Here is a 13,767-nt window from a genome sequence, read left to right on the forward strand (position 1 = left end):
GGGACCGGCCATGTGCGGAATTGCGGGGATCGTCGCACCGGCGGCCCACGACGACGCCCACCGACTGCGGTCGGTCGAGCGGATGCTGGCCAGCATCGCCCACCGCGGTCCTGACGAGAGCCTCTCCACCAGCTCCGGCCCGGCGCACTTCGGCACCGTCCGGCTGGCCCTGGTCGACAAGCCCACGTCACGCCAGCCGATGGCCGACGACGCCGGCCGCTACCTGCTCTCGTTCAACGGCGAGGTCTACAACTTCGCCGAGCTGCGCGCCCAGCTGTCGGGCCTCGGCCACTCCTTCCGCACCGCGGGCGACACCGAGGTCGTCCTGCACTCCCTCATGGAATGGGGCACCGACGCCTTCGCGCGCTTCCGCGGACAGTTCGCGATCGCGTTCTGGGACGACGAGCGGCGCCGGCTGCTGCTGGGGCGCGACCGGCTCGGCATCGTGCCGCTGTTCTGGACCCGCACACCCGCCGACGAGCTGGTCTTCGCCTCCGAGGTGAAGGCGTTCGCCGACGCCGGCCTGCGCACCCCGATGTCGCTGCCGGACATCGTCGACGCCGGCGTGCTGTGGGGTCTGCACCCCGGACGCACCGCGTTCCACGGCGTCTCCTCGGTGCCGGCCGGCTCGTTCGTCGCGTCGCACGAGGGCCGCGAGACCGTGACCCGCTACTGGCGCTTCGCGTTCGCCGACCAGCGCGACGACCGTCCGGTCGACGACCAGGCCAAGGAGCTGCTGGGCCTGCTCACCGCGGCGGTCGAGCGCCGCGTGCCCCAGTACGGCGATCCCGCGGTCCTGCTCTCGGGCGGCCTCGACTCCAGTGCCGTCCTGGCGGCCCTGCGCGCGATCCGGCCCGAGCAGCAGATCGACAGCTTCTCCATCCAGTTCACGCAGGACGGGCTGAACGAAGCGCCGTTCCAGGCGATGGTCTCGGAGCACTTCGGCACCCGCCACGACGCGATCGTGTGCGACGACGAGGCCGTGGCTCGCGCCCTCGAGCTCATCACCCGCCACGCCGAGCTGCCGCTCATGCGCACGGCACCGGGCTCGTCCATCGCGCTCGCCGAGCGGATCAAGCACAGCGGCTCACGGGCCGTCCTCAGCGGCGAGGGCGCCGACGAGCTGTTCTGCGGCTACGACGTGTTCAAGGTGGCCTCGATCCGCGACCAGTGGAGCGCCGACCCCGACTCCCCCGCCTTCGCGCGACTGCTGGAGAAGGCGCTCGCGCACCAGGAGCAACTGGGCCGCGGCGCGGGACGCGCCTTCTACGAGCGCGGCCTGGAGCAGCACGACGACCCGGTCTTCTCGCACCTGCACCGCTGGAGCGCGGCGTTCCGCATCACGCAGTACCTCGCCGAGCCGCTGCGCGAGCAGGTCTCGCTGGAGGGCACGCTCGAGGGCGTCCGCGAGCGCCTGCCCGAGTCGTTCCACGGCTGGTCCACGGTGGAGCGGGCCCAGTACCTCGAGGCCACCTACTTCCTGGGCACCTCGCTGCTGGCCACGCAGTGCGACCGCCCGTTCATGGCGCAGAGCGTGGAGTGCCGCTACCCGTTCCTCGACGAGGACGTCATCGACTTCGCGCTGACGCTGCCCGAGTCGTCGAAGCTGCACGAGCTCAACGAGAAGCTCGTGCTGAAGGAGGCCGTCCGCGACCAGCTGCCGCCGGCCGTCACCGAGCGGGTCAAGCAGCCGTACACCGCGCCCGAGGGCGGCGTCTTCCGCTCCCCCACCGGACGCGCCCTGCTGGAGCGGTACCTGTCCCCCGACGCGGTGGCCGACACCGGGGTGTTCGACCCGCGCCGTGTCGCCTGGCTCATCGACAAGACGCAGCGCAGCCGCACGAGCTTCCACGACGACCTCGCGCTCGTGTGGATCCTCAGCACCCAGATGCTCGTCCAGACCTACGGGTTCGCGGACGCAAACGCCGACCTTCGAAGGGGAACCGCATGACCGACATCCAGGAACTGAGCCGCCGGATCGATCTCGAGGACGTGGCCGCCACCACCGACCTGCTGGTCTCGTCGATCCGCGACACGGCCCGGCACTTCCGCCGCACCGGCGCGATCGTCGCGCTCAGCGGCGGCATCGACTCCTCGGCCTGCCTCGGTCTCGCGGTCCGCGCGCTCGGCCCGAAGCGCGTCGTGGCGCTGACGCTGCCCGACAAGGAGAGCTCGGGCGAGACCGTCGGCTACGCGCAGGAGGTCGCCGACGCCTTCGGCGTGGAGCTGCTGCACCGCGACATCACCGCGCCGCTTGACGCGCTCGGCTGCTACGCCGACCGTCTCGCCGTGGTGCGCCGGATCGTGCCGGAGTTCGACGCCGACGCGGGCGACCGCTACTCGGTCGAGTTCGACCCGGCCCTCGGCAACGACGAGCAGCTCCAGTCGTTCCGCCTCAACGTGATCCGCGGCGGCGAGCAGACGATGCACCGCCTCGGCGGTCGCGACTTCCTGACGATCATGGCCGCGACGAACCAGAAGCAGCGCATCCGGATGCTCTCGACCTACCGGATCGCCGACGAGCGCAACCAGATCGTCGTGGGCACCTCCAACCGGCTCGAGCTCGACCAGGGCTTCTACGTCAAGCACGGCGACGGCTGCGGCGAGGTCTTCCCGCTGCGCCACCTGCTGAAGTCGCACGTGTACGAGGTCGCCGCGCACATCGGCGTGCCCGAGTCCGTCCAGAAGCGCCCGCCCACGACCGACACGTTCAGCGCGCCGCAGAGCCAGGAGGAGTACTTCTACGGCACGTCGGTGCGCACGAACGACGAGCTGTGGCTGGCGTGGGACCAGAAGGAGGACGCCGGCGCCACGGCCGAGCGGCTGGGGCTGTCGACCTCCGACGTCGAGAAGTTCTTCGAGCTCTACACGCGCCGCTCGCTGTACGCGGAGTACCTGCTGACGTCGCTCTGAGTCAGGCCTCGGGCGCCGGCTCCGGCCGGCGGCGCACGAGCTTGCCCGTGCGGGTGGTCTCGAGTCGCTCCACCACGGTCACCTCGCGCACCAGCCCGCGCGGCTCGACGGCCGCCAGGATCCGGCGGGTGAGGCCGTCGCGCTCGACTCCCGGCGCGAGCTCGACGAACAGGGAGCACTGGGCGTCCTCCACCGTGTCGTCGGCCAGCAGGAGGGCTCCGGCCACCCCGTCGACCCGGGCGACGTCGGCCTCGACCGCCACCGCCGAGACCCGGTTGCCGCGGAAGTTGATCATCTCGGCGAGCCGACCGGTCACCGTGAGGTGGCCACGCTCGTCCAGGCGTCCGAGGTCGGTCGTGACCAACGGCGTGCCCGGCTCGCGCACGGGATCGCCGAGGTAGCCCAGGAACACCGACGGGCCCGTGACGCGGATGCGGCCCTCGCGCCCGGTGACCACGCGGCCGTCCTCGTCGACGACGTCGACCGTGGTGCCCGGCAGCGGCAGCCCCACCGAGTCGGCCGGCGCGGCGCTCGAGGGCGGGCGCACCGCGACCCGCGCGGTGGCCTCGGTCAGCCCGTACATGAGGTGCGTCCCGCCGGCGAAGCCCGAGGTCAGCTCGGCGAGCGCGGCGTCGGAGACCCCTCCCCCGGCCAGCAGCAGCGTGCGCAGGTGCGGCGCGAAGTCCTGCCCGAGCGTGAACCGCCGCGCGACGAGGCGCAAGTAGTAGGGGACGCACGGCAGCACGGTCACGCGGTGCCGGTCGAGCAGCTCGGCCAGCGGCCGCGACGGCAGGGTGCCCGAGGTCATCAGCAGCGGCACTGAGCGCATCAGCGCCAGCAACACCATCGAGAAGCCGTAGGAGTGGGTGGGGTCGAGGATGAAGCCCAGCACGTCGGAGTCCGGGTCCCACGGCTCGACGACCTGGTCGACCGCGGTGACGTTGCAGGCCACGTTGCGCGCGGACAGCCGCACACCCTTCGGCTCGCTGGTGGTGCCCGACGTGAAGAGCAGCAGCGCCTCGGGAGAGCCGATGTCGGCGATGCCGTCGCCGGGACGGTGGCGCGGGTCGGTGGACGGCTCGACGTCGAACGGCTCCAGCACACCGGCGGCGAGGTCGACGCGGCAGCGGGAGCGGGCGGCGAGCTCGCGCGTGCGCTCGGGCGTGGGACGCGGGAGCATCACGAGCGAGCGGCCCGCCAGCAGCGCGGCGACGAGGTCGACCACGGCCTCGTGGCCCGTGCCGGACAGCGCCACGCGCTCGTCCTCCGGAACCGTGCGCTCGATCTGCGCGGCCCGCGCGCGGGCGCGGTCGTGGAGCTCGCCGCGGGTCAGCGTGACGTCACCGTCGATCACCGCGACGCGCTGCGGGTCGTCGGCCAGCCGCAGGAGGTCGGCGAACGCCGCTGCGGTCATCGCAGCCTCAGCGACCGCGCGGGGGGCGAGACGACGCTGCCACCCTCGGGGACGTCGGTGACGACGACGGCGTTGGGCCCGACCTTCGCCCCGTCGCCCACGCTGACGGCGCCGATGACCACGCAGCCGACGCCCAGGTGGACGCCGCGGCCGATGCGCGGGGGCTGGTAGTAGGCCTCGGCGTGATCGGGCTCCCACCGCCGCCCGAGGGTGACGCCGTGGTAGATCATGCAGTCGTCGCCGATGACGGCGCCGGGCTGCAGCACGACGCCGTTCTGGTGGACGAAGACGACGTGGCGCCCGATCGCGGTGTCGTGACTGACCTCGAACCCGAGGACGTTCCGGACGTAGGCCGCGTTGACGAGCTTGTAGGCGATGCGGCCGAGCCGGCCCCCGAGCAGCCCGCGCTGCGGGGCGTGGACCCACTCGCCGAAGCGGTGCACCGCGAGCATGTGCTTGGCGGGGACGAGCCAGCCGCGGGCGTGCGACGCCATGTCCTCGCGGACGATGTCGACCAGGCCCTGCCACGTGGACAGGTCCCATCCGGTGGGCGGCGTGACGACGACGGGTGGGGTCCGCCGGGGCGCCTGCTCTGTCGTCATGGCAGGAGTATGGCACCGGCGCGGGGCCGCCGGTACCGCCTCGAACCGCGGCCGGACGAGCGCCGCGGTTTCACCACGACGAGGTCCCGGACTCCCTAGGCTGGTGCCCATGTCGCACGCGTCCGGGCCTCGGCCTCACGTCCTCGTGATCGTCCAGAACCTGCCCGTCCCGCTGGACCGCCGGGTGTGGCTGGAGTGCCGAGCGCTGATCGCCGCCGGCTTCGACGTCAGCGTGATCTGCCCGAAGGGACCGGGCGACCCGTCCTCGGAGACCCTCGACGGCGTCCGCATCCACAAGTACCGGCCGGCGCCGCAGGCCTCGGGCGCGCTGGGCTACCTCGTGGAGTTCGTCTACTCCTGGCTCCGCACGGCTCGGCTCTCGCTGAAGGTGTGGCGCGAGCGCCCCTTCCAGGCGATCCAGGCCTGCAACCCGCCGGACACCTACTGGGCGCTGGCCCGGCTGTGGCGTCGCCGCGGCGTGACCTTCGTCTTCGACCAGCACGACCTCAACCCCGAGCTGTTCCTCTCGCGCTTCGGCGAGCCGACCTCGCTCATGGGCCGGCTGCAGCTGGGGTTCCTGCGCTGGCTCGAGCGGCGCACGTATGCCACGGCCACCCACGTCATCTCGACGAACGAGTCGTACCAGCGGATCGCGATCGAGCGCGGCGGGTTCGATCCCGCCGACGTCACCGTCGTGCGCAGTGGCCCCGACACCTCCACGATGCGCCCGATCCACCTGCCCGAGGACGCCGACCGCACGCGCCACACGCTGGCGTACCTGGGGATCATGGGCCCGCAGGACGGGGTCGAGACGGTCCTCGACGTCATGGACGAGCTCGTGCACCGCCGCGGCCGCACCGACGTCGACGCCGTCCTCATGGGCTTCGGCGACTGCTACGAGGACCTGCGCCGCCGCAGCACCGAGCTGGGGCTCGACGACGTCGTCACGTTCACCGGCCGGGTCGGCCCTCCCGAGATCGCGCGCCACCTCAGCGCCGCCAGCGTGGGCCTGTGCCCCGACCTCAAGACGCCCCTCAACGACGTCTCCACGATGAACAAGACGATGGAGTACATGGCGTACGCGCTGCCCACCGTCTCGTTCGACCTCGTGGAGACGCGCGTCTCGGCAGGTGAGACCTGTCTGTTCGTGGAATCGGGTGACGTGGGGGCCTTCGCCGATGCCGTCGAACGGCTGCTCGACGACCCGGAACTGCGCGTCAGGCTGGCCCGAGAGGCCCGCGATCGGGTCTCGACCCACTTGGACTGGAAACCGCAGTCGGAGGCTTACGTCGGCGTCTGGGAGTCCCTGCTGGGTAGCACGGATCATGGCGGACCAGTCAGAACGAACTATGTGGACTTGGTCACACGGGAGGAGTTCGAGCGCTTCGTGCTCTCGCGCGGGCCGATCCCTCCCGCATCCTGAAGCACACCCGTCACACGGAACGGCCCGTTCTCCCTGTCATTCCGCTTGCATCGCCGTGTCGCGCCATGCAAGGGTTGGCGCGACCAAGCCCCTATTCACAAGGCTTAACTTCATGCCGTTGACCCACCGTTCCCCCAGAAAGCACCGCAGGATCTCGGCCAAGCGGAAACTCAACTTCTCGCGACGCAGCCTCGTCATGGCACTGCTCGCGGTCTCCCTCACCACCCCAGCCCTCTTCGCAGCGACGGAGCGCGCGCCCGCCGCGCAGCAGACCCAGAGCCTGCTGCCCGACGACCTGCGTCCTCGCGCCCTGGGCGACTCCCGACCGTGGGAGGTCGGACTCAAGTTCCAGGTCACCAGCCCGGCGTACGCCGAGGCGATCCAGGTGTACCGCAACCACACGCTCAGCGCGGGGACGATCGCGACGCTGTGGTCGTCCACCGGCCGCGCCCTTTCGACCGTGACCTTCGAGCCCTCCGGCCAGACCGGCCTCGGCACCGTCCAGCTGGACTCGCCCGTGCAGCTCGAGCCGGGCGACGACTACATCGTGTCCTACTCGGCGCCCCAGGGCCGCCAGCCGCAGGATCAGCGCCAGTTCACGCGCTCGATCAGCAACGGCGTCCTGAAGGCCGAGCCCAACGCCGGCGTCTACAGCGGCCGCCTCGGCAACTTCCCGACCCGCACCTACCGGGCCTCGAACTACCACGTCGACGTGGTGGTCTCGACCGGTGGCGACGGGCCGACCACGCCCCCGCCGACCACGAGCCCCACCACCGGCCCGACCACGGCACCCACGAGCGAGCCGACGACGGCGCCGACCACCGAGCCCACGGGCGGCCCCACCACGGAGCCGACCAGCCAGCCGACGACGACGTCGCCCACGACGAGCCCCACCACCGCTCCGACGACGGCGCCCACCACGGCACCCGGTGGCACCAACTTCCCGACCCGCGCCTCCACCGGCACGCCGTCGGGCTGGTCGCCGCGGACCACCGTGAACGGTGACTACAACGTCACCACCGCGGGCGCCGTGGTGCAGGACCTGCGCATCGTGAACGGCAGCCTGAACATCCGGGCCAACAACGTCACGGTCCGTCGCGTCGAGATCAGCAGCGGCCAGATCAACAACGTCTTCAGCCGCCAGTGCTCCAACGGCCTGGTGATCGAGGACACGACGATCCTGCGGGGCAGCACCGACATCGGCCAGCCCGCGATCCAGTTCGGCGGCTACACCGCGCGGCGGGTGAAGATCGACGGCCCGTCCGAGGGCCTGCGCGTCGGCGGCAAGGACTACGGCTGCGGCGAGGTCCGCGTCGAGGACACGTTCGTCAACGTCAACGCCTACGCGGGCTGCGAGCGCGCCGGGAGCGGCATCGACTGGCACGGCGACGCGCTGCAGGGCTACAACGGCCCGAAGGTCACCGTGCGCAACTCGGTGCTCAAGCTGAACCCGACGCCGTACTGCATCGGCAACTCGGCGTTCTTCTACCCCACCCAGGGCAACACCAGCGCCGACATCGACAAGGTGCTGGTGTCCGGAGGCGGCTTCGTCTTCCGGCTCGACACCCCGGGCACCGTCCGGAACCTCAAGGTCGTCGACGACTCCTGGTACTACGGGCCCAGCCACAACCAGTCCTGCACCGGCGGGATCACGTGGGGCGCGGGCAACGAGTACGTGAGCTACAACGAGGGCACGGGCGCCTGGTCGTCCAAGCGTCCGCTCTCGTGCCTGGGCTTCCGGGGCTGACCCGGAGTCCGACCGACCGCGCCCGCCGCGCCGAGCCTCAGCTGCTGCTGACGAGCTCGCGCTCGGCGGGCGCGGTCGTCTGCGGGCTCCGCCGGCGCTGGGCGCGGCGCTCGATGGCGGCGACGATCGTCAGCGTGATGCCGCCGCCGATCACGAGCGTCATGATCTTGGCGAACATCGGCTGCCCACCGAGGCGGTAGACGGCCGGGGACTCCGGCGACGGGGCGATCGTCACGCGCTCGTCGGCGGCGACGTCCTGCTCGTCCTGCAGCGCCTCGAGCTCCGCGCCGATCTCGGCCAGGGCCGCGCGGTGGCGCTCGCGCGCGGTGTCGGGATCGGGCGCCGCGACCTCGATGTAGAGAGCGCGCGTGTCGTAGTACGGCGCCCACTGGACCCCGTTGTCCGGCAGCGTGATGAGCACGCCGTCGCGGACGCCGCGGCCCACCATAGTGGCCGCCGACGACGCCGTCTTCGGCAGCGCCTCCATCCCGTTGATCCGCTTGCCCACGATGCCGGCGACCGTGATGAGGTCGGCGGCGTTGACGCGCAGCTTGTTCGGGTAGACCTGGCTGGCCGGCGCGACGAACACGGCCTGGCCGCGCAGGTAGTAGACGTCCTGGCGGGCCTCGACGGCGGCGATCGCGACGTAGGTGACCATCAGCCCGAGGAACACGACGTACCAGCGGCGAGCCGCCGCCACCAGCACGTCCCAGAAGACCACGTCACTCCTCGTCCGCGGCCCGACCGTCCGCGTGTCCGCCTAGTCTGACACGGGCCACGCCGCGAACCGCCCGGAACGACGGGCTTGGTCCCACCAGCCACGGCCCCGATCGAGAAAGCGCCCCACGTGACGCATGCCTCGTTACGATGGGGGCACGATGGCCGGCACGGGGTCTTCGTGCGGCAGTCGGGGAACGAGACCGTTGGGGAATCCATGCTGGTAGAAGTCGTCAGGACGGTGCTGAGGCGCTGGTACGTCGTCGTGGCGGGCCTGCTCCTCACCGGAGTGCTGGGCTACGTCGCGTACACCTCCACGCCGCCCGTCTACGAGGCCAGCGGCACGGTGCTGCTGCTCCCGCCCGAGGACCAGGTCAGCGGCGAGGGCATCCAGAACCCGTTCCTGCAGCTGAACAACCTCGACGTCCCGACGTCCCTCGTGGTCGCGCGCCTCAACGGCGACGAGGTCCGCGAGCAGATCGTCGCCGAGCAGCCCAACGCGCTCTACCAGGTCTCCACCGACCCGACGATGCGCGGACCGGTCGTGCTGGTGCAGGTCTCGGCGCAGACCGCCGCGGCCACGATCGACACCCTCGAGCTGGTCCTGGCCGCGGCGCCGCAGGCGCTGGCCGACCTCCAGCGCCAGCAGGACGTGCCGAAGGGCGACTCCATCACCTCGATGCAGCTGGCCGCCGACCTCGACGCCACCCCCGTCACCCGGGCCACCACGCGTGCCCTCGTCGCGGCCGTCGCCGTGGGCCTGGCGATCACGGCCGGCGCCACCGCCGGCATCGACGCGCTGGCCCGTCGCCTCGGAGCGGCCCGGCGCCGCCGCGAGGCCGAGGCGGAGGCCGAGGAGCAGGGCGCGGAGCCCACCGCGTCCGACGACGCGGACGAGTCCTCGAAGGAGTGGGAGCCCGCCGACGGCGAGCGCCACGCCGAGACCTCGCGGAGCCTCACCCCGCCATGAGCTCGACCGTCCGGACCCCCGCGCGGATGGACTCGGTCACGTGGCTGCTGCTCTACCTGACCGTCCTCTACGCGATCCCGTCCCGGCTGGTCGTCCCCGCGCTCGGCAGCGCCGGCTCGCCCTCGATGCTCGTCGGCCTGGTGAGCCTGGGCGGCTGGGCGCTCTACCAGGTGGGCCGCACCACCAGCCAGAGCCACCCGCGTGAGGTGCTGCCCGTCCGCCGGGCGCTGTTCGGCTTCGTCACGTGCGTCGCGATCACGTACGTCGTCGCGATGTCCCGGCCGATCGACTTCGACGAGATCAGCCCGGTCAACGTCGCGATGGCCGTGACGCTGTCGTGGACGGGCACCCTGCTGGTGGCCCACGACGGCATCTCGACGATGGAGCGGGCCCGGACGCTGGCCACGGCGCTGGCCTGGGCCGGCGGACTGATGGCGTTCCTCGGACTCATGCAGGTGGTCACGAGCGACCCGATCATCAACCGCATCTCGATCCCGGGCCTGTCGGCCGCCGAGTTCCAGATCTTCACCCGCGGCGAGACGATCCGTCCCTCCGGCACCGCCACGCACCCGATCGAGTACGGCGTGATCATGGCGATGCTGCTGCCGTTCACGCTGCACGCGGCGTTCCACACCACCCACGACCGCCGGCTGCTGCAGTGGATCCCCACGCTCATGGTGGGCGTGACGATCGCGCTGACGTTCTCGCGGTCGGCGTACGTGAGCGCCGCGGTGGCCGCCGCCGTGCTGGTGGTCGGCTGGCCGCGCCAGCGCCGGCGGCTGTTCCTGGCCGGCGCGCTCGCGATGGCCGTGGTGCTGTTCGCGGCCGTGCCGCGGTTGTTCGGCACGATCCAGTCGCTGTTCCGCAACGTCGGCACCGATCCGAGCATCACCTCGCGCACCGACAGCTACGAGATCGCGTGGGCGTTCATCACGCAGTCGCCGGCGTTCGGGCGCGGTCTCGGCTCGTTCCTGCCCAAGTACCGCATCTTCGACAACCAGTACCTGCTGCTCATGGTGAGCATCGGCCTCGTGGGCACCGCGGCGTTCCTGCTGCTCGCGCTCGCGGGGCTGTGGGTGTCCCTGCGCGTGCGCCTGCTCGCCCGGGACGAGGACACCCGCGACCTCGGCCTGTCGCTGCTCGCCGCGATCGCCGCCGGTGCCACGGGCATGGCGCTGTTCGACTCGTTCGCGTTCCCGATGACGATGGGCACGTACTTCCTGCTGCTGGGCATGGCCGGGGCGGTCCATCGCATCGTCGTGCTCGAGCCACGGCGTCCCGACCCGTCGCTGGTGCCCACCGGGTCCACCGTCACCCACCCGCTCCGCGTCCTGCGGCGTGCCGTCGCGCGCCGCCTGCGTCGGCGATGGGCACGTCAGGTCAGAGCATCGCGTCCAGGACCGCCACCGGGTCCGTGAACACGAGGTCCGCGGCGCGCTCGACCTGCGCGGGGTCGAAGGCGTCGCCGCGGTACGAGACCGAGATCCGGAAGCGCCCGGCGTCGGTCGAGCTGATCCAGCCGATCGTGTTCGGGGCGATGCCCTCGGTGCCGTGCACGGCACGTCGCTCGGCACCCGGCACGGTCCACGGCATCGACTCGTAGATCTTCAGCACGCCGGGGTTGCTGACCGAGACGCGCGCCCGCACGGGACGCGGCACGGTGTCGGCAGCCGTGGGCGGCACGGGCGGGCGGCGCTTCGCGCGCAGCAGCCGCGCGGCGACGGCGGCCAGGGGCCGCCCCGAGCTCAGCATCGCGTCGAGTCGCTCGCCCAGCATCTCCGGCTCGAAGCCCTCGGACCACACCGGGACGGACACGCCGGTGATGAAGTTGCCCCCGGTCGTGACGCCGTTCGGCAGGTAGCGGCGCAGGTCGACCACGAGGTCGCCCTGGGGCTCGATCGGGAGACCGGCCTGCTCGGTGGCGGCCGCGGCCAGCAGCAGCATCGTGGGGCTGATCCCCAGTCCGTGCTTCGCGCCCCACGCGCGCACCCCGGCCATCTCGGCGACGTCGCAGTCGCGGTGCAGGCGGCGGGTCAGGCCACCCGGGTCGATCAGCGGCAGCCGGTCGTCCTCGCGTGGGGCCTCGCCCGCCGGCGGCGGACCGGGGACCCCGCCGCGGTCGCGCACGAGGGCGATGGCGTTCCGGGGGTGGCGCCCGAAGGTGTTCCAGAGTGCCTTCGAGAGGGGCCGGTCGGTGACGCCGTCGAACATCGCCGGCACGGGCGCGCCCGCGGCCATCATCAGCACGATCGCGGGCAGGCTCGAGGCCAGCGGCGCGTCGAGCAGCACGTGGTCCATGGCGGTGGCGAGCTCGTCGTCCTTCAGCGCGAACTGCACCGGCAGGTCCGGGACGAGGTGGGCGACGAGCCAGTCCTGTGCGGACTCGGTGACGTCGTCGGGCACGACGCGGACGACCTCGTCGGCGCGGTCGGCGATCGCGGCGCCGCGGTAGCGCCAGTGGTCGGCGTCCGCGCGCTCGAAGCCGACGCGGGTCTGCGGGCCGTGGGCGGCCAGGCGCACGAACGCCTCGCGCAGCACCTCGGGCGGCGGCAGGTCGAGGGGGCTGAAGGACTGGCGGATGATCGACCCGCCCAGGAGCCGGTCGATCCCGGCGATCGGCACGAGCCGCGAACCGTCTGCCATGTCACGAGCGTAGTGCCGGAATCGCCCGCCCGAGGGCGTCTCGCGGATACGATGTGGCGACCGTCCCCGAGGCCGAGGTGAGCGCTGCGATGACCGACCGCCCCGTTCCCGTCGCGCCTGTCCCCGAGCCGCGCCGGCTGCGCCTCCTGCTGGTCGTCTCGACGGCGCACCCCGAGTCCGTCGGCGAGGCCTGGATCGCGTACCAGTGGATCCACCGGCTCGCGGAGCGTCACGACGTCACCGTTCTGTGCTACCGCCAGCGCGCCGGGCTGCCGTTGACCGGAACCGTCCCGAACGCTCGCGTGGTCGAGTGGACCGAGCCCCCGCTGATCGGCCGGCACGAGCGCTTCAAGGCCATGCTGAACCCGGGCTACTACCCGTTCGCGTGGCAGGCACGCCGCTGGATCCGGCGGGCCCTGGCGCACGGCGAGCGGTTCGACCTGGCGCACCAGCTGACCCCGGTCTCGCTCCGGTTCGCCTCCCCCCTGGCCCGCTCGGGCATCCCGTACGTGATCGGCCCCGTCGGCGGCAGCCTCGACTCGCCGCCGGCCTTCGCCGACGAGGAGGACGGTGCGCCGTGGTTCACGGGCCTGCGCCGGCTCGACGCGTTCCGGCTCCGCCACAGCCGCGGCCTGCGCGCCACGTTCGCGAACGCCGCGCTCGTCGTCGGCATCGCCGACTACGTCCGCGAGCAGCTCGGCGACATCCGCCTGCGTGCGTTCACCACGATGAGCGACACCGGCATCGAGTCGCTGCCCGCACCGGCGCCGGGCAGCGACCGCACCCGGGGTGTGCGCCTGCTGTTCGTCGGACGGGTCATCCGCACCAAGGGCGTGCGCGACGCGGTGCGGGCCCTGGCGCTGCTGCCGCGCGGCACGGCGACGTTCGACGTCGTGGGCGACGGCTACGACCGCGCGGCCTGCGAGGCGCTCGCCGCCGAGCTGGGGGTGGCCGACCTCGTGCGGTTCCACGGCCGGGTCCCGCACGAGCAGGTGGACTCCTTCTACGAGCAGGCCGACGTGTTCGTGTTCCCCAGCTACCGCGAGGCGGGCGGCATCGTCGTCATCGAGGCGCTCTCGCACGGCCTGCCGGTGGTCGCGTGCGACCGCGGCGGACCGTCGAGCACGGTCACCGACGCGTGCGGGATCCGCGTGCCCGTGACCGATCCCGAGCAGCTGGCCCGGGACCTCGCCGACGCCCTCGCCCGACTGTGCGCCGACCCCGTGCTGCGCGCCCGGCTCGCCGAGGGAGCCCGGCGGCAGAGCGCGGAGGTCTCGCTGTGGGACCGCCGCGTCGAGCACGTGGAGGAGCTCTACGCGCGGGTCCTCGAGGCCTGAC

At 72.3% G+C, this 13,767-nt stretch carries 11 protein-coding genes; 7 read left to right on the forward strand and 4 right to left on the reverse strand.

Annotated elements, in window-relative coordinates; translation table 11 throughout:
• Positions 1 to 10 precede the first annotated feature (10 nt).
• Both asnB and nadE read left to right on the forward strand, forming a co-directional pair.
• The gene (gene asnB / locus O3S82_RS13350) at positions 11 to 1,951 is read left to right on the forward strand and encodes an asparagine synthase (glutamine-hydrolyzing) (RefSeq protein ID WP_269303454.1); all 1,941 of its coding nucleotides are present in this window, start codon (positions 11 to 13) and stop codon (positions 1,949 to 1,951) included.
• Positions 1,948 to 2,913, forward strand: coding sequence for an NAD(+) synthase (gene nadE / locus O3S82_RS13355; protein WP_269303455.1), 966 nt, complete (start codon positions 1,948 to 1,950; stop codon positions 2,911 to 2,913). The genes asnB and nadE overlap by 4 nt, the downstream gene beginning before the upstream one ends.
• Before the next feature lies 1 nt (position 2,914).
• On the opposite strand, the gene O3S82_RS13360 is transcribed toward nadE, so the two are convergent.
• Both O3S82_RS13360 and O3S82_RS13365 read right to left on the reverse strand, forming a co-directional pair.
• The gene (locus tag O3S82_RS13360; protein ID WP_269303458.1) at positions 2,915 to 4,327 is read right to left on the reverse strand and encodes a class I adenylate-forming enzyme family protein; all 1,413 of its coding nucleotides are present in this window, start codon (positions 4,325 to 4,327) and stop codon (positions 2,915 to 2,917) included.
• Positions 4,324 to 4,929 carry a serine O-acetyltransferase gene (locus O3S82_RS13365; RefSeq protein ID WP_179423120.1) on the reverse strand — a complete coding sequence of 202 codons (606 nt, stop codon included), beginning with the start codon at positions 4,927 to 4,929 and terminating at the stop codon, positions 4,324 to 4,326. Before O3S82_RS13365 ends, O3S82_RS13360 begins: the two co-directional genes overlap by 4 nt.
• A gap of 109 nt (positions 4,930 to 5,038) precedes the next feature.
• Between O3S82_RS13365 and O3S82_RS13370 the strand changes: the two genes are divergently transcribed.
• Positions 5,039 to 6,352 (forward strand): glycosyltransferase family 4 protein, encoded by a 1,314-nt coding sequence (locus tag O3S82_RS13370; protein WP_269303461.1) that lies wholly within the window; start codon positions 5,039 to 5,041, stop codon positions 6,350 to 6,352.
• A 196-nt stretch (positions 6,353 to 6,548) separates the two neighbouring features.
• The gene (locus O3S82_RS13375) at positions 6,549 to 8,099 is read left to right on the forward strand and encodes a DUF4082 domain-containing protein (RefSeq protein ID WP_269303462.1); all 1,551 of its coding nucleotides are present in this window, start codon (positions 6,549 to 6,551) and stop codon (positions 8,097 to 8,099) included.
• Between the two features lie 37 nt (positions 8,100 to 8,136).
• Here O3S82_RS13375 and O3S82_RS13380 read toward each other — a convergent pair whose 3' ends face one another.
• Entirely contained in the window at positions 8,137 to 8,820 is a 684-nt protein-coding gene (locus tag O3S82_RS13380; protein ID WP_179423114.1) for a hypothetical protein, read from the reverse strand.
• A gap of 213 nt (positions 8,821 to 9,033) precedes the next feature.
• Between O3S82_RS13380 and O3S82_RS13385 the strand changes: the two genes are divergently transcribed.
• Both O3S82_RS13385 and O3S82_RS13390 read left to right on the forward strand, forming a co-directional pair.
• Positions 9,034 to 9,786, forward strand: coding sequence for a hypothetical protein (locus tag O3S82_RS13385; protein ID WP_179423112.1), 753 nt, complete (start codon positions 9,034 to 9,036; stop codon positions 9,784 to 9,786).
• Positions 9,783 to 11,204: an O-antigen ligase family protein gene (locus tag O3S82_RS13390; protein ID WP_179423110.1), complete on the forward strand. Its 1,422-nt coding sequence runs from the start codon at positions 9,783 to 9,785 to the stop codon at positions 11,202 to 11,204. Before O3S82_RS13385 ends, O3S82_RS13390 begins: the two co-directional genes overlap by 4 nt.
• Here O3S82_RS13390 and O3S82_RS13395 read toward each other — a convergent pair.
• Positions 11,167 to 12,429, reverse strand: coding sequence for a hypothetical protein (locus tag O3S82_RS13395; protein WP_269303464.1), 1,263 nt, complete (start codon positions 12,427 to 12,429; stop codon positions 11,167 to 11,169). The two genes, O3S82_RS13390 and O3S82_RS13395, sit on opposite strands and share 38 nt — an antisense overlap.
• A gap of 53 nt (positions 12,430 to 12,482) precedes the next feature.
• Between O3S82_RS13395 and O3S82_RS13400 the strand changes: the two genes are divergently transcribed.
• Positions 12,483 to 13,766 carry a glycosyltransferase family 4 protein gene (locus O3S82_RS13400; RefSeq protein WP_269303466.1) on the forward strand — a complete coding sequence of 428 codons (1,284 nt, stop codon included), beginning with the start codon at positions 12,483 to 12,485 and terminating at the stop codon, positions 13,764 to 13,766.
• Position 13,767 lies beyond the last annotated feature (1 nt).

The organism is Aeromicrobium sp. HA, assembly GCF_027171405.1.
GTDB lineage: Bacteria > Actinomycetota > Actinomycetes > Propionibacteriales > Nocardioidaceae > Aeromicrobium > Aeromicrobium tamlense.

What these genes read in the sequence shown, in the direction of transcription:
- O3S82_RS13360 (WP_269303458.1), bottom strand. Translation starts at nt 4,327, where the DNA reads ATGACCGCAGCGGCGTTCGCCGACCTCCTGCGGCTGGCCGACGACCCG.
- O3S82_RS13395 (WP_269303464.1), bottom strand. Translation starts at nt 12,429, where the DNA reads ATGGCAGACGGTTCGCGGCTCGTGCCGATCGCCGGGATCGACCGGCTC.
- O3S82_RS13390 (WP_179423110.1), top strand. Translation starts at nt 9,783, where the DNA reads ATGAGCTCGACCGTCCGGACCCCCGCGCGGATGGACTCGGTCACGTGG.
- O3S82_RS13365 (WP_179423120.1), bottom strand. Translation starts at nt 4,929, where the DNA reads ATGACGACAGAGCAGGCGCCCCGGCGGACCCCACCCGTCGTCGTCACG.
- O3S82_RS13385 (WP_179423112.1), top strand. Translation starts at nt 9,034, where the DNA reads ATGCTGGTAGAAGTCGTCAGGACGGTGCTGAGGCGCTGGTACGTCGTC.
- asnB (WP_269303454.1), top strand. Translation starts at nt 11, where the DNA reads ATGTGCGGAATTGCGGGGATCGTCGCACCGGCGGCCCACGACGACGCC.
- nadE (WP_269303455.1), top strand. Translation starts at nt 1,948, where the DNA reads ATGACCGACATCCAGGAACTGAGCCGCCGGATCGATCTCGAGGACGTG.
- O3S82_RS13375 (WP_269303462.1), top strand. Translation starts at nt 6,549, where the DNA reads ATGGCACTGCTCGCGGTCTCCCTCACCACCCCAGCCCTCTTCGCAGCG.
- O3S82_RS13370 (WP_269303461.1), top strand. Translation starts at nt 5,039, where the DNA reads ATGTCGCACGCGTCCGGGCCTCGGCCTCACGTCCTCGTGATCGTCCAG.